Annotated in this window: 16 protein-coding genes; 11 read left to right on the forward strand and 5 right to left on the reverse strand. The window is 41.4% G+C overall.

Annotation, left to right across the window (positions count from 1 at the left end):
- Positions 1–3 precede the first annotated feature (3 nt).
- Together UH38_RS06635 and UH38_RS06640 are read right to left on the reverse strand one after the other, a co-directional pair.
- Positions 4–915: a carbohydrate ABC transporter permease gene (locus UH38_RS06635; protein ID WP_045053863.1), complete on the reverse strand. Its 912-nt coding sequence runs from the start codon at positions 913–915 to the stop codon at positions 4–6.
- Positions 916–939: 24 nt separating this feature from the next.
- Positions 940–2,244 (reverse strand): ABC transporter substrate-binding protein, encoded by a 1,305-nt coding sequence (locus tag UH38_RS06640; protein WP_144405634.1) that lies wholly within the window; start codon positions 2,242–2,244, stop codon positions 940–942.
- Positions 2,245–2,531: 287 nt separating this feature from the next.
- Here UH38_RS06640 and UH38_RS06645 point away from each other — a divergent pair, with 287 nt between their 5' ends.
- The 5 genes from UH38_RS06645 (at position 2,532) to UH38_RS06665 (ending at position 7,809) form a co-directional block, all read left to right on the forward strand.
- Positions 2,532–3,077: a sugar O-acetyltransferase gene (locus UH38_RS06645; protein ID WP_045053959.1), complete on the forward strand. Its 546-nt coding sequence runs from the start codon at positions 2,532–2,534 to the stop codon at positions 3,075–3,077.
- A gap of 4 nt (positions 3,078–3,081) precedes the next feature.
- Positions 3,082–3,639, forward strand: coding sequence for a Uma2 family endonuclease (locus UH38_RS06650; protein WP_045053864.1), 558 nt, complete (start codon positions 3,082–3,084; stop codon positions 3,637–3,639).
- Between the two features lie 88 nt (positions 3,640–3,727).
- Entirely contained in the window at positions 3,728–4,675 is a 948-nt protein-coding gene (gene rbsK / locus UH38_RS06655) for a ribokinase (RefSeq protein ID WP_045053865.1), read from the forward strand.
- A gap of 413 nt (positions 4,676–5,088) precedes the next feature.
- Positions 5,089–6,471, forward strand: coding sequence for a cytochrome P450 (locus tag UH38_RS06660; RefSeq protein ID WP_045053866.1), 1,383 nt, complete (start codon positions 5,089–5,091; stop codon positions 6,469–6,471).
- Between the two features lie 87 nt (positions 6,472–6,558).
- Positions 6,559–7,809: an FAD-dependent hydroxylase gene (locus UH38_RS06665; RefSeq protein ID WP_045053867.1), complete on the forward strand. Its 1,251-nt coding sequence runs from the start codon at positions 6,559–6,561 to the stop codon at positions 7,807–7,809.
- 32 nt (positions 7,810–7,841) lie between these two features.
- Here the strand turns inward: UH38_RS06665 and UH38_RS06670 are convergent, their stop codons facing one another.
- On the reverse strand, positions 7,842–8,546 hold the full coding sequence (locus tag UH38_RS06670) for a TIGR04283 family arsenosugar biosynthesis glycosyltransferase (RefSeq protein ID WP_045053868.1): 705 nt from the start codon (positions 8,544–8,546) through the stop codon (positions 7,842–7,844).
- Positions 8,547–8,598: 52 nt separating this feature from the next.
- Here UH38_RS06670 and mnmH point away from each other — a divergent pair, with 52 nt between their 5' ends.
- The 6 genes from mnmH (at position 8,599) to UH38_RS06700 (ending at position 16,575) form a co-directional block, all read left to right on the forward strand.
- Entirely contained in the window at positions 8,599–9,660 is a 1,062-nt protein-coding gene (gene mnmH, locus UH38_RS06675) for a tRNA 2-selenouridine(34) synthase MnmH (RefSeq protein WP_045053869.1), read from the forward strand.
- A 162-nt stretch (positions 9,661–9,822) separates the two neighbouring features.
- Entirely contained in the window at positions 9,823–13,830 is a 4,008-nt protein-coding gene (locus UH38_RS06680; protein WP_052672282.1) for a hypothetical protein, read from the forward strand.
- A gap of 15 nt (positions 13,831–13,845) precedes the next feature.
- Positions 13,846–14,784 (forward strand): nuclease A inhibitor family protein, encoded by a 939-nt coding sequence (locus tag UH38_RS06685; RefSeq protein ID WP_045053870.1) that lies wholly within the window; start codon positions 13,846–13,848, stop codon positions 14,782–14,784.
- Positions 14,785–14,802: 18 nt separating this feature from the next.
- Positions 14,803–15,726 (forward strand): hypothetical protein, encoded by a 924-nt coding sequence (locus UH38_RS06690; RefSeq protein ID WP_144405635.1) that lies wholly within the window; start codon positions 14,803–14,805, stop codon positions 15,724–15,726.
- 340 nt (positions 15,727–16,066) lie between these two features.
- Positions 16,067–16,360 (forward strand): BrnT family toxin, encoded by a 294-nt coding sequence (locus UH38_RS06695; protein WP_045053961.1) that lies wholly within the window; start codon positions 16,067–16,069, stop codon positions 16,358–16,360.
- Positions 16,357–16,575, forward strand: coding sequence for a DUF6364 family protein (locus UH38_RS06700; RefSeq protein WP_045053872.1), 219 nt, complete (start codon positions 16,357–16,359; stop codon positions 16,573–16,575). Before UH38_RS06695 ends, UH38_RS06700 begins: the two co-directional genes overlap by 4 nt.
- Before the next feature lie 132 nt (positions 16,576–16,707).
- Here the strand turns inward: UH38_RS06700 and UH38_RS06705 are convergent, their stop codons facing one another.
- Both UH38_RS06705 and UH38_RS24705 read right to left on the reverse strand, forming a co-directional pair.
- Entirely contained in the window at positions 16,708–17,547 is an 840-nt protein-coding gene (locus UH38_RS06705) for a prohibitin family protein (RefSeq protein WP_045053873.1), read from the reverse strand.
- A 235-nt stretch (positions 17,548–17,782) separates the two neighbouring features.
- The gene (locus UH38_RS24705; protein WP_052672283.1) at positions 17,783–18,472 is read right to left on the reverse strand and encodes a hypothetical protein; all 690 of its coding nucleotides are present in this window, start codon (positions 18,470–18,472) and stop codon (positions 17,783–17,785) included.
- Positions 18,473–18,974: the final 502 nt, after the last annotated feature.

The following is an 18,974-nucleotide window of genomic DNA, read 5'->3' on the forward strand; positions in this document are numbered from 1 at the left end:
ATTTTAAGCTAACCCCCTAGCTTTAGTTCGAGATTTGCTCAGTAAGAAACTTGCGATCGCTACAGCCGCAATCAATAATAAAAATGTCACTACTACCAAAGCCGCACCATATCCAAAATCCAAGTAACGCATTACAGTAGAGTAGATATACAGCGATACCACCTCTGTAGCGCCTCCAGGTCCGCCATTGGTCATGACTGCAATCAAGTCAAAGATACCGAAAGCCTGTGCGACTCGAAATAGTGAAGCAATCAAGATTTGCGGTAGTAACAACGGAATAGTAATTTGCCGAAAGCTTTGCCAAGGAGTCGCCCCATCAATTGCATGGGCTTCGTAGAGGTCGGGGGAAATTGATTGCAACCCAGCTAGTAGCAAAATACTAATAAAAGGCGTAGTCTTCCAAACATCAGCAAAAATTACGGCAATTCTGGCTAAATTCGGTTCTCCCAGCCAGTTTATGCCAGTTTGAATTAGCCCCAAGCGCAGCAATATATCGTTGACTACACCAAACTGGTCGTTAAAAATCCACGCCCAAGCAAGTCCAATCAAAGCTGTAGGCAAAGCCCAAGGGATAATTGCACTTGTTCGTACCAGGCTGCGTCCTGGAAATCGCTGATTGAGGACTAAAGCAATACCCATCCCTAGCAGCAACTCTAGCAATACAGATGCAGTAGTAAATATACTTGTCGTCCAAAAACTCTGCCAGAAACGTCCATCTCCCGCCATACGGACGTAGTTATTTAATCCAGAAAACTCAGCTTGCAACTCTGTGCCTAAGTTTTGCGTAAATAAACTCAGCCAAAACGCCCGCGCAATCGGGTAGGCATATACAAGCAGAAGTAATATTAGTGCTGGAACTAACAATATCCAGGCTGTGCGTTGTTCTCGGCTGCGAATTGTGTCTGATTTAGTCATAGTTAGACGAGGATACGGGGGAAGCTATTTGCCTAGTAGTAGCCTAGTTTCGTTGGCTGCTGACTTCATTGCTTGTTCGGGAGTCATGCTATTTGTTAGGGCAGCGCTGAGGTAACGTTGTAAAATATCAGAAGCTTGCGCGTATTGAGCGATCGCCGGACGCAAAACAGAACTGCCGACAATCTCTAGTAACTGCGGATAATGTGCATATTTAGCAACTATTTCTGGGTCGTTAAATAACTCTTTCCTACTCGGTACGTATCCAGCTTTTAAAATAAAGTTGCGCTGCGCCTCATCGCTGGTAAAGTAGCGAATTGCCGTCAATGCTTCTTTGGGGTGTCTAGTTGACTTAGAAATGCCCAGTCCCCAACCGCCTAAGCAAGTTCCAGCGTTTTTTCCAGGGGCGTGAACCATCGGTTTGATGCCAATTTTGCCTTTTATCGGCGAATTATCTTCATTTGCCAAGGGCCAAACGTAGGGCCAACTGCGTAAAAATGCTGCTTGACCGCTTTGAAATATTCTTCTTGTTTCTTCTTCTTGATAAGTTGTCACCCCAGGCGGCGACACTCTTTGATTGACGGTACTGCGAAGAAAATCAATTGCTTGTAAAGTTTCCGGTCGGTCTAATCCTACGTCCAAAGTCTGGGGATTTACCCAAAAACCGCCGTATCCTTCCAAAACCTCGACAAACATAGCTACTAAGCCTTCGTATTGGCGACCTTGCCACAAATAGCCCCAATTTACTTTGTCATCTTTCTGCAATGCTTGAGAAATTTTTAGCAAGTCGGCAAAGGTTTCTGGTGGTTGGTATCCTGCTGCGTCTAATAAGTCTTTGCGGTAGTAAAGCACTCCAGCATCAGAACGCATAGGGACGCGATATAACCTTCCTTCGTAGCGACTCCCTTCAACATCATTAGGTGAAAATACAGCTAGTTCCTCAGCCGAAAATTCATCTGTGAGGTCTTGCAACCATCCCGCCGCTGCAAATTTAGGTGTCCAAATTACGTCCATGTTGATTAGGTCGTATGGAGAATCGCCCAAAATAAAAGCTGAAGTATAAAGGTCTTCTAGCAAGTTGGTGGCGTTAGGACCTTCAATAATATTGACGCGAATGTTTGGATATTTAGATTCAAAATCTTTAATAATACCCTGCTGCCAAGGTTGGGCATCGGGTGCGGTCATCAGTAAACTTAAAACAACTGGCTGTTGACTTAATGCTGGCACAATAAATATCAACGATATCCCCAACAGAAAAGCCAAAGCAGTGCCAACTTGCCAGAAATGTTTTTTTAATACTTTTTTCAGTTTATTTATTAATCGATATAACATTTGCCGATACAGCGTTCTAGCGCAGTAGGAAAGATGTTTAAATTATTATTTTGCTGTTGAGATAAGCGCGATCGCTTCTCATTTAATTAGATGTAACTTTTAACCTTATAACAACTTTTTTCTTGCAGTCTTCCCCTTCAAGGCAGAAAAGAAAAGGCATAATAAGTGTTATAATTAAGCACGTTTGTATAACAAATATTGACGTTTCTTATAAAACTGTTACAGTTAAAGCGATCGCATTTTATCAATTATATTAGGCAGTGGTAGAAAAAACAGAAAAACAAAAAATGTTAGCTGGGGAGTTATACCTAGCAACCGATCCCGAACTTGCTGCTGATAGTAAAAGGGCGCGGCGTTTATCAAGAATTTATAACGCTACAACGGAAGAAGAAGCAGAAATGCGATCGCAACTTTTGCAAGAACTATTCGCCAAAATAGGAGAAAAAGTAGAAATACAGCCACCTTTTCGCTGCGACTATGGTAGTAATATCTACATCGGCAACAACTTGTATATGAACTATGGCTGTGTAGTTTTAGACTGCAACATAGTTGAGATTGGAGATAATGTTAAGTGCGCTCCCTACGTGCAAATATACACCGCTTATCATCCCACAGATCCACAAATTCGTCTTAGTGGTAAAGAGCTTGCAGCGCCGATTAAAATTGGTAACAACGTCTGGATTGGGGGCGGTGCAATTATTTGTCCTGGTGTAATTATTGGCGATAATACTACTATCGGTGCTGGGAGTGTTGTTATTAAAGATATTCCCGCAAACGTTGTCGCAGCAGGCAATCCTTGTAAAGTTATTCGGCGTATAAATTATCTAACTTAAAAGTATGCAAGTTCAATTAACTTATATCAGCTTTCCCGACTACCTAAAAGCTGAAGAATCTAGCAAAGTTCGTCACGAGTATCTCAACGGACAAATATTTGCGATGACAGGAGGTAGTCGAGAGCATAACTTAATTACTTTGAATATTGGCACTAGGCTACGTACTCATCTAAGAGGAAAATCTTGTCAAGTATTTGTTTCTGATATGAAAGTCAGAATCGAAAAAGATGATGTGACTTACTATCCTGATGTAGTTGTTACTTGTAACCCACAGGATAGAGAAAAATTTTTCTTAACCAAACCTTGCTTAATTGTTGAAGTATTATCTCCAAGTACAGAAAGTATAGACCGCCGAGAAAAATTAATGGCTTACAGAAAACTAGAAGATTTGCAGGAATATGTAATAGTTAGTCAAGATAACGTAGAGGTGGAAATTTACCAAAAAGATCCACAAGGTAATTGGTCAAGGCAAATTCTAGGTAGAAACGATTTAATTAACTTAAATTCTGTGGATTTACAGTTAGCGATGACAGAAGTTTATGAGGATGTAATTACCTTTTAATCTCTAATTTAGGTAAGCTCTTAAATACTTATAGCTTAGTATAGTTACTTAAATATAGTTGCAATGAGAGAAAACAGTAGTTCTGACTATGTTAGATCCTGCAAATATAAAACAATCTGCGATCGTTTTTGGTAGCATCAACTTAGACTTGGTTGCCAGAACCCCCGAACTTCCTACGCCTGGTAAAACCCTGCAAGGACATGAATTTTTTACTGCGCCTGGTGGTAAAGGCGCAAATCAAGCTGTAGCCCTAGCGCGATTAGCAGTACCTACCAAAATTGTCGGGCGTGTCGGCGACGATAATTTTGGCAGCGAATTACTGAACAGTCTTAATACTGCTGGTGTAAATATTGAGTGCGTATTGGTAGATGAGACTGTTAGTTCTGGTGTGGCGTTAATTAATGTCGATGATACTGGAGAAAATCAAATTACTGTCATTTCTGGAGCAAATGGCTGTATTGATGATATCGACTTAGATTGTCTAAAAAGTCTGTTACCTAACGCTGCGGTGTTATTAATGCAATTTGAAATTCCCATGCCTAGTATCATACTCGCCGCTCAAGCAGCTAAACAAGCTGGAACAAAAGTAATTCTCGATCCTGCACCTGCTGCTACAATCCCAGCAGAACTTTATCCGCTTGTAGATATTATTACTCCCAATCAAACAGAAATAGAGCAATTAGTGGAATTTCCGGTCAGCGATATAGAGTCAGCTACCGCAGGAGCCAGGATTTTGTTGCAACGTGGCGTAGGATGCGCGATCGTTAAGTTAGGAGCGCAAGGTGCTGTTTGCGTTACTTTGGAAGAAAGTTTTTTTGTGCCTGCTTTTACTGTAACAACTGTCGATACTGTAGCTGCAGGCGATGCTTTTAATGGTGGTTTGGCAGCAGCTTTATGTGAAGGCTTGGCGCTGCGGCAAGCAGTTGTTTGGGGCGCAGCAACAGGTGCTTTGGCTGCAACCAAATCGGGGGCGCAGTCTTCTATGCCTACTAGAAATACTTTAATTGCTTTTTTAGAAGCAAGAGGCGCAATTTAAGCGATCGCTCCTCAATAACTTACAGCAGAATTGTTAGTTAAAAACCATTTTCTACTGCCAAACTTAACAGATGCCGCGCAACGGACGATTGTCCGTTGCGCTCCAACCACCTACTTTTAACAAGCATTTGGTTAGACCAATACAATTACTATAATACGACGTTGTTTAAACAAAAGTCAAGCAATTTAGTAGAAAAAATAGGTATTATTGGATGAAAAAACATACATTAAAAATAATGAATAAACCTGAGAATAACTAGGTAATAATTATTTTTATAATGGATAATTCATAACGCGCGAGGATAGCAGTATATAATTTAGTTTAGATCCAGCTAAAAAATTAGAATTAATTTTAAGCTGCCGCTTTAAACACTGAATAAATTACGAATTACGAATTACGAATTACGAATTATTATGTCCTTACCAGATGGTCCTAGCAGTCCAGTTTTAATCCGCAGACTCAGAACGCTGCATTGGATTTTTCGCCCCTTAGAAGCATTAGAACAACGCGCCCAGCGCTACGGCGAAACCTTTACTATCTCAAAAAATATATCGCCCTTAGTAGTATATTTCAGCAATCCCCAGGCAATACAGCAAATATTTAGTACCGATCCAGAATTATTTGATACCAATAGTGCTAATGACATCTTGCTACCGTTGCTAGGTGAAAATTCCATGATTTTACTAGGCGGGGCAAAGCATCAACGCCAGCGCAAACTTTTGATGCCGCCCTTTCATGGCGATCGCTTAAAAACTTACGCACAGGTAATTTGCCAAGTCACAGAACAAGTAATTAGCCAGTGGCAAATCGGTAAACCATTTGCTGTGCGGGCGGCAATGCAAGAAATATCACTGCAAGTTATCCTCAACGCTGTATTTGGCATTCACAAGAGCGATCGCTACCAACAACTCAAGCAAACTCTCACATCCTTACTAGAATCACTTGCCTCTCCCTTCAGTTCGATCTGGCTATTTTTCCCATCTCTGCAAAAAGACTGGGGTGCGTGGAGTCCTTGGGGGCGATTTTTGCGCCTCAAACAGCAAGTAAATGAGCTTTTAATTGCCGAAATTCAGTCGAGAAGAAACGAAAATAATCCTCACCGCGACGATATTCTTAGTTTGCTGTTAGCAGCACGCGATGAAGTTGGGCAGCCAATGACAGACGAAGAGTTGCGCGACGAACTTATCACGTTGCTATTTGCTGGGCATGAAACTACTGCCTCGGCTTTAGCTTGGGCTTTGTATTGTATCGATAGTTTACCAGAAGTTAAAGAAAAACTCCGAGCAGAAATTGACTCTTTACCCGCAAACAGCGAACCAAATGCGTTAGCGAAGCTTAACGAAGTTATCGCTCGTTTACCGTACTTAAATGCTGTATGCTGCGAGACATTGCGGATCTACCCGATTGCCCTCAATCCTTTTCCACGAGTAACTAAAGTCCCGATGGAAATTATGGGTTATAAGTTTGAACCAGGGACTTTGCTACTAGCTTCAACTTACCTTACCCACCACAGAGAAGATATATATCCAGAACCGAAGCAGTTTAAACCAGAGCGCTTTTTATCAAGGCAATTTTCCCCTTATGAATACTTACCATTTGGTGGGAGCGATCGCCGTTGTATTGGCGCTGCCTTTGCCTTATTTGAGATGAAACTTGCCTTAGCAACAATTTTGTCTCGGTGCGAGCTAAAGTTGGCTACTAAGCATCCCATTAAGCCTACTCGACGCGGACTTACAGTTGCACCTCCAGCTAATATGCAGATGGTTGTTACAGCATTGCGCGATGGGAATAAGTAGGACCACAGGGGGATCGAACTCTTGCTTGGATAAAGTATTTGCCGCACAATGAAGATATGTAAATAATTGTGTTTATCTAGAGCGAACATGGTGTTGGATCAGTTGAAGCAACCCGATAGCAACCCTACTGAAGTAGATTTTGATTATGACTTAGCGATCGCTGGTGGGGGCATTATTGGGCTTACTCTAGCTTGCGCTCTCAAAAATTCAGGGCTAAAAGTAGCGCTAATTGAAGCCAAGCCTGACTCAGCCGCCGCCGCTAAAGGGCAAGCTTACGCGGTTCATTTACTATCAGGGCGTATATTTGCAGGCATTGGCGTGTGGGATAAGATGCTGCCGCAAGTTGCTAATTTTCGCCATGTCTGCCTTTCTGACGGCGATTATCCTGGGGTGGTAGAATTTGAAACCGCAGATTTAAACTCGGATGTACTAGGTTATGTAGCCGAACATCAAGCTCTTTTAAAGCCTTTGCAGGACTTTGTGCAAGAATGCGCTAACGTTACTTACTTGTGTCCTGCAGAAGTAATAGAGACGCAGTATCAATCCTCTGGCGTAGAAATTAGTTTAAGTATTAATGGCGAACTAAAAATAATTCGTACCCGCTTAATTGTTGCTGCTGATGGTTCAAAATCTCGGATTCGTCAAGCGGCGGGAATTAATACTCGCGGTTGGCAATATTGGCAATCATGTATAGTTGCCTTTGTCAAACCAGAAAAAGGGCATAATAACACTGCCTACGAGCGGTTTTGGAGTAGCGGACCTTTTGCTATCTTACCTTTGCCAGAAAATCGCTGTCGGATTGTTTGGACAGCACCGCACGCAGAAGCCAAAGCCTTATTAGCCTTAGATGACGAGCAATTTTTAGCAGAATTGAGCAAGCGAGCGGGCGATCGCATTGGTAAATTGCAACTAGAAGGCGATCGCTTTATCTTTCCCGTCAAGTTGATGCAGAGCGATCGCTATGTTATGCCCAGACTAGCTTTAATTGGCGATGCTGCACACTGCTGTCACCCCGTAGGCGGACAAGGTTTAAATATGGGGATTCGAGATGCAGCAGCTTTAGCGCAGGTGTTGCAAACAGCTTATATTCAGGGTAAAGATATCGGCGACTTATCAACTCTCAAGGATTACGAACGCTGGCGCCAGCGCGAGAATTTAACTATTTTAGGCTTTACCGATTTATTAGATCGGATGTTTTCTAACAACTTGCTGCCAATAGTCTTGATTCGTCGCCTGGGATTATTGATGCTGCGCCGCGTGCAGCCAGTTAAGGTATTTGCCCTTAAGCTAATGACAGGTTTAAAAGGACGCACGCCAGAAATAGCCCAGAAATTTTAGGCAGGAAGTTTAGGATTTGCGGCGATCGCTTTTTAGTAGTTTTGAGTTGAAGATGAGAATTTACAGCGATACCATTTTGCTATGCGTTTGGGGGGAACTTTTAACAAATATGCAGCGATCGCTAGTTGATTCACAATCGTAGTTTGCCATACACCTAACTTTTGCCACCGCCTGCTAGAAGTAATAACTGGTGTAGGTACGATCGCAATTTTGCCATTTTTCCTTAACCGCAGCACAAATTCAAAATCTTCCATAATAGGCAACTGAGTATAACCGCCCAATACTTTAAATGTTTCGGCTTTGACAAAGATTGCTTGGTCGCCATAAGGTAGAGATAGAAAATGCGATCGCAAGTTTACTCCCTTTTCTACTAACCGCAGTCCTCTAAGCGAACCATCAATTTGTAAGGCAAATGCGCCAGCAATAGTATTAGGTTGGCATAGTACCCGCCGCACTGTGCGATCGAACCCACTAGGTAAAAGAGTATCAGCGTGCAGAAATAGCAAAATTTCCCCCGTTGCAGCTTTTGCGCCTACATTCATCTGGTTAGCCCTACCAGTTGCAGCAAATAGAACTTTCAAGCCTAAAGACTGGACGAGTTCGACTGTATTATCTTGGCTACCACCGTCTACTACTAAAATCTCGATATTTTTCCCTGACTGTGCTGAGGCTATAGTTTTGGCAATTTTGCTGGCTTCGTTGAGAACGGGAATAACTATGGAAATTTTTGCAGACATGAATCAAAGAAAAAATCTATAAGATCGAGAAGAATACTGTAATTGAATTTGAATGCCGCCTTCTCCTAGTTATACTCAACAGCCTTGGACAGAAACTTACAGTGAAATTATCGATGTGCGCTCTCAGTGCGAATTTGCTGAAGATTGCATTCCTGGGGCAATAAATTTGCCAGTTCTAAATGATGCCGAACGCGCCCTTGTAGGTACGATTTACAAACAATCTCCTTTCACGGCAAGGAAAAAAGGGGCGGCTCTCGTCGCCAAGAACATATCTCAACACCTAAGCGATCGCTTTGAGTCAAAAGATAAAAACTATCGCCCTCTAGTTTACTGCTGGCGGGGCGGACAGCGTTCTAATAGCATGGCGCTAGTCTTAGCGCAAATTGGCTGGCAAGTTACAGTTCTAGAAGGCGGTTACAAAACCTATCGTGCTTACGTGCGCCAGCAGTTGGAGGAGTTACCAGCACAATTTACTTACAAACTTCTGTGCGGATTAACTGGTTCTGGCAAAACTCATATACTCAGGCAGTTAAGCAGGCAAAATCACCAAGTTCTCGATCTAGAAGCTTTGGCTAACCATCGCGGTTCTTTACTCGGCGAAGAATGGGCAGGTAAGCCTACCGCGCAACCATCACAGAAACTATTTGAATCACTGTTATTGCAACAATTACAAAGTTTCGAGCCTAGTCAGCCTGTGTGGGTAGAATCGGAAAGCAATAAAATCGGACAACTTCACTTGCCTCCGTCTCTATGGCAGCAAATGAAGCAAGCAACTTGCATCGAACTTCAACTACCGATCGCTGCTAGAGTGCAATTTTTATTACAAGAATATCCTCATTTAGTGGATAATCCCGATATTTTAAAAGCCAAATTACAATTGCTCAAGTCTCGCTATGGCAAAGAGAAAATTCAGCAATGGGAGCAATTAATAGATTCCCAGCAATGGCAACAATTTGTCCGAGACTTATTACAACATCACTACGATCCTAGTTATAGACAGTCAATAGAGCGAGACTTTAAAAATACCAGACAAATTTTATCAATGGTAGATTTATCGCCTGATAGCATTGCCAGCCTCTTAAATTCTTTAGTGGCAACATTGTCAGTTAGTTGATTGCGATCGCTGCCTACTCATGGCGCTAGGTCAAAAGGTGAGTTATAACCCTGTTGTATTTATATACATCTGGACTCTGCAACGTTTGTAGCAATACATACTTGGTTATTAATTCAGCTTCACATATTGTTAGTACAAACATACTAATAAAATATTTTACTTATGGTCATGCAACCCCTGTCATCAATTAGCACGTCAGAGCTACAAACCTTTATAGATGCGCCCGCGCAGTTGTTACAGCAGTCACAAGAATTGCAACTTGCGATCGCGTCTTATCCTGATACGCCCCGAAGTTTGTTGGAGATGCTCGTAAGTAGTCCATCTGAGGAAGTAGCAGAAGCGGCAAGGTTGCACGTAAATTATGCAGGGGAAGCGGGAGAGAACTGGCAGCAATTAGTAGATGATATATTGACTTCGCGGCAACTAGGACAAAACGATCGCTTGGCGGTAGAACTGCTAAAAATTGCCCCAGTTCCCCCAAACTTTTTAAGCGAGTGGGTTCCAGCAAATAACTTGATTCAGGGGTTGCGTAATCAGTATATGCCATTGCGATATCGCTTGAAGTTGCTGGAGCGCTTGGCACTCCAACCATCCCTCGAACCGAGATTGCAGGTGGCAGAATCACCAGAAACACCACTAGCAGTTTTAGAGCAGTTAGCAGGAGATTTAGAATTAGCCGTTCGGTTAGCGGTAAAGTTTAACCCTAGTTGTCCCCCTGCATTAATCGAATTAGTAGAAGGACAATATGCTGTTGCAAGTGATTGGAATGCAGATATAGAGCAATTAGCAATGCTTGGTCAAAGTCGCTGGGCATGGATACGACTAGCAGTAGCCCAAAATCCATCTACTCCAGCCCAGACGCTCACGCAGTTAGCAACAGATACAGTGTTGGCAATTCAGTTAGCCGTAGCGCAGAATCCTGGCACACCTGCGGCAGTTTTAGAATTGTTGGCGAAACATCCCGAACAAGCGATTCAAGAGGCAGTGGTAGACCATCCAAACGCCACAGAGGAGATATTGCATCTACTATTCAAGCCTCAGCAGTATCGTATTAAACAGCAAGAAAATTTACCAGTTAGTATTTTGGAGCGATTTTTCCGCGAGGCGACAGAAACGCCGATTTGGCAAGATATCAATCTGCGGAGTTTACTGCTGAGACAAGCAAATACACCAGCTTGGATACTGGCTAGGTTAGCTGATGTAGATTTGGCAGGATTCAAAGCAGAAAAGTTAGCAACTGGTCATCCCGAACTATGGATTAAAAACAATCTTAGTTTTTTAGCTGATATTGCCAAACATCCCCAAGTTTCAGTAGAAATTTTAGAGCGATTGAGCCAGTATCCCGACTCTAACGTACAGTTAGCGGTTGCCCAAAATCCTCTAACGCCTCTCGATCTCAAACTGCGCCTGCTGGAAGACTTATCAATCGATCCTGACCCAGAAATTCAAGTTAAGGTTGCACGAGATGTTAATACTCCCGTACAGATTCTAGAATCGGCGCAAAATGAGCTTTATCAAGAAAAGCTCTTGCGAGAAATTCGCCGAGTTTTAGCCTCAGAGTATCCAGTAAATTCTCATAGTTTTCAATCTACTGCTGATGCAATCATGTCTCAGCTAAAGCACGAGGTTTTTTATCCCGCAAATATCTCTATTGATGTCGATCGCTGGATAGAAATTATTGGTGGTTCTGATTCTTTAAAGTTAATAGCCACAGGTTCCTCTTCAAGAACCAGTACCCTATCTCAAATGCTGCTCTCATACCTAGCTTCTCAATGGGGTGAGTTACTTGAGTCTTTACCTAAGAATTTGCGCGATCGCGCTGTCAGCAATATCTTTCACATCTTAGAACTTATTAATGATGAAGTAAAAAACAATCAATACGTGCGATCGGTTGCGGTAGCACTGGTTGGTAATCCAAGTACCCCAGTTGCATTGCGAAATCAATTGCAAAATCAACTGACGCAACCTGTAGATAGGTGGGGTTATTACAGCAATGACCTAGATATGCGACTAGCGCTTGCTTGTAATCCAGCAGTTCCAAAGCCAGAACGCCTAGAATACTACCAGCAAATCCTCTCACGTTGCGGAAGTGGTACAAAAGAGCAAATTGCGCGACATCCCAATACCCCATTAGAAATTTTAGAGCAATTCATGGCTACTCCTGGTTCTGCTCGCCAGGCAGTGTCTAGAAACCCAAATGCACCCGCAACCGCTTTAGCAGAATTAGCACAGGATAGCAATAGCGCAACTCGTGGCTGGGTTGCAGAAAATCCTAGTACACCAGTTGAGGTCTTAGTGCAATTAGCCAGTCAGCCTGTGGATAAAACAAATAACGACTCAACGATTGAAACTGTACTGAAAAACCCCAAATTTCCGCTACTAGAGCGCTATCGATTGCTGCTTACCAGACAACAGAAGCAAGAAACCGCCAAAGCGCATGAGTTAATGGCACGGCGAACCGATAGCCCCTACGCTATGTTGCAGGTGTTAGAAAAAGGCGATCGCAATGCCAAGCTTACCGCCGCACGTAGCAACAAAACTCCAATTCAAGTATTAGAACAACTGGCAAAAGATACAGACGAAACTGTACGCCAAGTAGTTTTGCAAAATCCGAATTTACCACTCCACAGTTTACTAGAACTGGCAAAAGATGAGAGCGTAAACGTAAGATTATGGCTTGCTTACAACTCCTCACCTCATAAAACCCAAAAGCCCGTTCAACTATTAGAACAACTGGCTCAAGACGCATCCGAGCAAGTCAGAGCTAGAGTTGCTGGACTATCCGAGACACCTGTAGATATTTTAGTGAGATTAGCTAACGATTCTAGCCGTGATGTCAAAGTTGCAGTGACAGGCAACCCCAACACGCCTGTAACCGTTCTCACGCGCTTGGGACTAGAAGAAGATATAGTCAATCAACGCAATCCTAATACCCCTGGAATGGTTCTCAATCAAGCTGTTAATACTATGAATGGAGAGAGCCTTGCTAACTTTATCAAGCATCCGGTAAAGGGTTCGCAAATGCCTGGGGAAACTCTAGCTCGATTGGTAACTCATAGCAATAGTTCTGTTCGCTATCGAGTAGCAGATCATCCCAATACACCTATTGAAGCTTTAGAACCATTACTTAATGATAGTTACGGTCCCGTACTTTGGGCGATCGCTGGGCGTGCAGACATTCCGCCCCATTATCTCGAACGGTTGCTAAGAGAGAAGGATAAAAACAGCCAAGACTACGAACAGATCGCTATAAGAATTTGCGATCGCGCTGTAATTCCTCCTAACTTACTAGAAACACTAATGGAGAGTCATCAGGAACGAGTTTACCGCCGAGTAGCCGCTCAACCAAATCTTCCCGAAGCTATTTTAGAAAAATTGTTAGCAACATCTAGTGATTCTGTCCTAACTACCCTTGCTGCTAACAAAACCCTTAGCAGTGAGTTTCTAGCAAGACTTGCCAATCTTCCTAGCCCAAATGTTTGTCGCGCGATTATCCATCACCCGAATATGACATCACAGCTTTGGGAAAAGCTTGTTCAAAGTCCAGATGCAAGCGTTCGTATGGCGATAGCTACAAACTCATCTACCCCTGTAAATATTTTAGAAATACTAGCAAGCGATTTAGAGCAAGACGTTCGAGCAAAAATTGCCAGCAATTCAAGTTCGCCTATCAGAATTTTGACCCAATTAGCCCAAGATGAAGACGCATTAGTTCGTACTGCTGTTGCATCTAACCCCAATCTTTCAGACACCATACTTACACAATTAGCCCAAGATCGAAAAGTTGAAGTTCGGCGTGCTGTAGCTCAAAATCCTCATACTCCTGCATCTATCCGCGAAACCTTACAAGAATTGCTTTCACCACCTCAAACAAAGCAAACTAGCCCAACTTTGCGCGGTTTACCTCGGCTCTACAATCCCCAAACTGACGATTTAGCGACGATACTTACAGAATATGCGCGATCGCCTAACGCTTTTGTGCGATTCGTAACCCTACTTCACCCTCTCACACCTAGCGAAATCCTCCAACAAGGAGCAACTTCTATATCTTGGCTGGAACGCTACGCTGTGGCTGAAAACTCTGCTACTGCGATCGAACTACGCTCCTTACTCGCCCAAGACAGCAATCGGATTGTTAGAGCCGTAGCTAACGCCAATTTATCAGCCTAAATTTAAGTAAGACTTATGCAACCAATTACAGAACAAATTTTCGCTACTTTAGAACTTTTACTCGATCGAGAGCTACCCTTCAATTTACCTAATCACGAAGATGGAGGGCGGATTTCTCCCTTTATTTGGGATAGAGCGAAGCAGGGAGAATTTAATGTTTTGAATCTGTGTCGTGCTAATTGCTGGCTAAAGCTTACGGATGTTGATGCGACAATTAAAGATTGGCAGCAAATGAACTACATCAAAACTTTTCCCGATTTTTCTTTGGATGCAGAGCAGATAGCTAACAGAACCAATCGAATTGAATCTTTATTTCAATTTATTAATACAAGTTTGCACAATTTAGAATCTTACATATTGAAACCGCGTTGCTACTATGTTATACATCCCGGTGTCGTCATAGGTAGAACAGAAGATCGAGATTGGATTTGTGTTTCACCAACTGTTTATACAGCAAGTTATATTCCACAAGAGCAAATTTCTCGCTCTCCCCTAGTTAAGTCAAAAAGCGATCGCTCTTTGGGTGAAAAGACTCTAAATCTACTCTCAACAATTCAAGCGATTTCCTCAAAAATAGGTACAATTTCTTTACAGGGGAATTATGCTGGTGAATATTCTTATTCACATAACCATCAAATTGTTTCTGCTATCGCTGCAACCAAGGAATTAGCACTAGAACAAGCTTTGAAAGCTTCAGGAATGTTAGAAATAGCTCAATTTAATAGTTTTTTGAGCGATATTGACTACATCAAAAACTGGTATTTTGACTACGCTGTTAACGAGATTTATCAAAGCTATCAAAATATAAATCAATTTCTCAATCAAGCTTTCTCTAAACTAATTATGTATAGGTTGAGCTTTTGGGCTCATGAAAACATATACATAATTGGTCAAACTTCTGGAGGAGATTGGGCAGGAATTTATATGAATAGTCAGTTTGCTTACAATCCCTAATTCTAAGTATTAAAAATAATGAATCCACAAACTGAGCAACTTTTAGGCACTCTTGAACTACTCTGCAACGCTCCTTTCGTTTGGAATAATTCAACCGAGAAGAGTTTTTCTCTTTGGAGTCTCATGATTTCTCAAGGCTTTGTGAATCTTACCGATTTGGAGCTTGCTTTTGCACATTGGCAAAATATCGAAGAATGGGGAACACCTACCAATCAAGCAGAAAATAATTATGAATATGCTCCTACGCGCTCGGAACGAAAAAACGATAATTGGAACGAAGTTATTGCTAAAGAACGTAAGAATTATTATCAACAACTTTTGCAATTTATTAGTAATAAATTGCAAAACATTCAAGCTTATAACTTATCTATACCTAAAATAAATCACCTAAATTTTGAATTTGGGGGACAGTTAGATTTCTCTGTCTCGATTGTAGTTGCTCAAACTTCTGATAACTACTGGCTTTGTTTTGCGCCTACTGTGCCAAATCAAGTAGATTATTACGGGCATACAAAGAAAAATACTGTAAGGGAACAAACAATAATTCAGTCCGTAGAATTAGGAGGTGAGACTAAGCAAATTACAGCAAAAATTCAGACTATACTTGATAAAATTACTCCTATTTTGATTTATGAGTATTATCACGGTGGGTATAACTGTACATACCAACATCGTATAATTGGAGCAATAGCCGAAACCAAAGAAAGTGCGATCGCATTGGCTTTGCAAAGTGCAGAAATGGTAGCAATTGAAAAAACAACAGTTGGATTCCCTGACGAGCGCAATCCTCAACTTAACCAATTCATGAATACTTGTTTGCGCGATCGCACTATCTACGATCTCAGTTTTTGGGACATGGGCTACACATACGATCTCGGACAAACCCCAACTGGTGATTGGATTGGTACGCGCTACCAAAAGGAATTTGAATACAATCCTTAAATTATCGCTAGCTTACAGAATTAGATTGCAACAATTAAACCTAAATATTTACTTAGGTGCTGGAGTCGATAAAGTCGCTGGATCGAGGTTAATTAGCGGTAATGCGCCGTTACGACCCATAATGGTAGAAAAACGACCGTCCTATTTCTAAATTGCTTATTTTTGGGACAATTGTTGCGTTATAGTTTGTATTTATAACCTCAGCGTTTCGGCTTGTCCTTTGACGCGGTTAACTGCTGCGATCGCTCTTTTAAATAATTGAATTCTTGATGAGTAATCAATACTGCAATTTTCAGCGCGTCTAACTAAATTGCATTCGTACTGTAATTACACTATAGGTATATATAAGTTGAAGTTTGAGTGGGATGAGCGAAAAGCAAGAGTTAACGAGCAAAAGCACGGTGTTTCATTTACTGAGGCAGAAACGGTATTTTATGATGAAAATGCGCGTTTGCTCTATGACGCAGAACATTCTTCAGAGGAGGATCGATACATAATGTTAGGCATGAGCGACTCGCTATTATTGTTAGTAGTTTGCCACGTCTACAAAGAAGATGAAGAAACCATTCGTATTTTCTCGGCTCGTAGGGCAAATAAACGAGAGCAACAACAATACAAGAGTTTTCTTTTATGAAAGATGAGTATGATTTTTCCCAATCTGTAAAGAATCCGTACATTAAGAAGCTTAAGCAGCAAGTAACAATTCAGCTTGAAGAGGAAGTTATTAGTTACTTCAAGGATTTAGCTAAGGAAACAGGTATTTCGTATCAAAATTTGATTAATTTATATCTACAGGAATGTGTAAAATCGCAACGAAAGCCATTATCACAGTGGGTACGTGAAGCATAAGTAATGCCATAGTACGAAAATGTGACTTGTCGCTACTCACTTTAGCTGTTCGGTAAGATAGTGATAGCTTCGCTCTCTTGCTAATTGTAGTTACGAATTTCAATTTTTATTGACAGAATTAAACCTAAATATCTACTTAGGGGTTTGAGTCGATAAAGTAGCTGGATCGAGGTTAATTAGCGGTAATGCGCCATTACCACCCATAACAGTAGGAAAACGACCATCCCATTTCTCAATTGCTTGTTTTTGCAGCAATTCTCGCGTTAGAGTTAGCCTTTGCAATCTTTGCGCTTCGGCTTGTCCTTTGGCGCGGTTGACTTCGGCTACTGCTTCTTTCGACGCTTTGAGGGCAATAAATTCTGCTTGTTTTGCTTCTTGTTCGGCTATTTGTTTGGATTCTATCGCCTTGCTAAATTCTGGAGAAAAGGAAAAATCAACTAAAGAAACGTCATCTACTATCACGTTATAATCCGCCAAACGTGTTGCTAAATTTTCGTCTATTTCTGCTTTTAGATCGTTTCTTTTAGTAATAATCTCTTCTGCTGTCTTCTTTGCCGTTGCTGCCTTTAAAACTTCCGAGACTGCGGGAGTAATAATTCTAGAAATTATCTCCTCTTGGTCGCCTACTCGTTGAAAAACTTTATTAACTTGTGCTGAGTCAATATGCCAGTTTACTGCTAATTGCGTCGATACTTTCTGTAAATCTTTAGAAGCAGCGTCAGCAGTAAAACTATTTTGTTGCACCCGAACGCTTATACGTTTTACAGATGTGACTACAGGCACAATTGGATGAATGCCTTCATCTAAAATGCCGTCTTGCACTTTGCCAAACTGCAACACTACACCGCGTTCGCCAGCGTTGACAATTGTAAAAGGTTTGAAGATAACTGCTACTATTAAAAACAAAATCGATCCAGCTATTAAGGAACCGAACTTGAGGTTATTACTAGCTTGACTTTTGACTCTTTCCATACCGGAGACGGTTGTGTGGACACTATAGCTTTTATAGTCAATAAATACGCTAGATCGAAGAACGGTTACGGAAATAGTAACAATTTATGCAGATCTAGTTTGTGTAACGATCGCATTTACTATAACAATCTACTCCTAAACCTAGTTTGTAATCCTCTCATAGTTGTGAATACAAACGTACCGACTAGCAAATTGATTTGAAAAAATCGAGAGCAGATGCACCCAACCAAGGAGTTTAGAAATTGACTAATTGGGCAGTACCAAACAAATTGAGCGTGTCATAAGTCTGCAATTGCCCTGGCGTAGCAGGATTGACAAAAATTGTCCGCCGACTGAGAATGCCAATTGTTTGCATCGGGAGTTGTTGCACCTGTGCAGACAATTGAACAATTGGTAGCAACATCGTTAAACTTTCAATCGGTTCATCTGCTGCGCCATTTTGGAGCAGAACTGTCACGCTCTGACCAATTCCGGTTTCTTCTAGTTGAACCTCTTCGCCACTAAAAGTTCGACTGATTTCACCTCGCAAGTATCGTAATTGCGGCACTCCACTAATGCTAGTAGTTGAATAGACAATCTGCGTATCGTAACCTTGAAGCTCAAATAAGTTAGGCGGCAGATTTGTCGGGCTGGCATTTTCATCTATTCTCAACTGAGAACCCGATGTATCTGTGCGATAAACCAACAATTGTTGTCTATCTTCTACCGTTACCCTATAACCAGGTACTAAAGCCTCAGTACAAATCTCGCCTGGGCGAGGTAATCCCAAACAACCATTTGCCCAAGTTTGATTTTCAACTTGAACGATGCGTAGTTCGGCAATAGGCAACCCCAGTCGTACAGAGGCATCTTGTAAAACAGCATCGGCGACTGCGGCAGGCAAATTATCTGTTAGCGAATTGTTAGAATCTACAGTGTAAGACATACATCTTCTCCGGTGGATATTTTAATTGAACTGAGGTTTTAACGTATTTTCTGCACAGTTGTTTGTTTTATCTCCAACTGCTTTGTTTTTTCATGCCTAGAGTGTTTCCTGTTTTTGTTAGGGGTTTAGGCAACAAAACTTTGTTAAATCTACCGATTCTGTTTTAACTGTTAGCTAAAAGAATTTTTCCTACCTGAAAGGGTAGTTTTTTGATGCTCTCAAAAATATGTATAAAATACAACATAATCGCTATAGCATTTAGAAAAAAGGCAATCGCTATCAAGCTAATTCATCTATTTCAATTAGTGCCAATGCTGGCAATTAATTTGCATTAAATATTAATAATCATTCAGCGTACAACTATTAGCTTATTCGTTAGCTTAATCAAAAACTTAATAATAAATAATTGAACTGAAGGAAAATAATGTGGTATTTACAGATGAAATATAGACCAGTTTACGCGTAATACATAAACATCCGTAGAATTACGGTGGTAGATTTT

This window comes from Aliterella atlantica CENA595 (genome assembly GCF_000952155.1).
Taxonomy (GTDB): Bacteria; Cyanobacteriota; Cyanobacteriia; order Cyanobacteriales; family Chroococcidiopsidaceae; genus Aliterella; species Aliterella atlantica.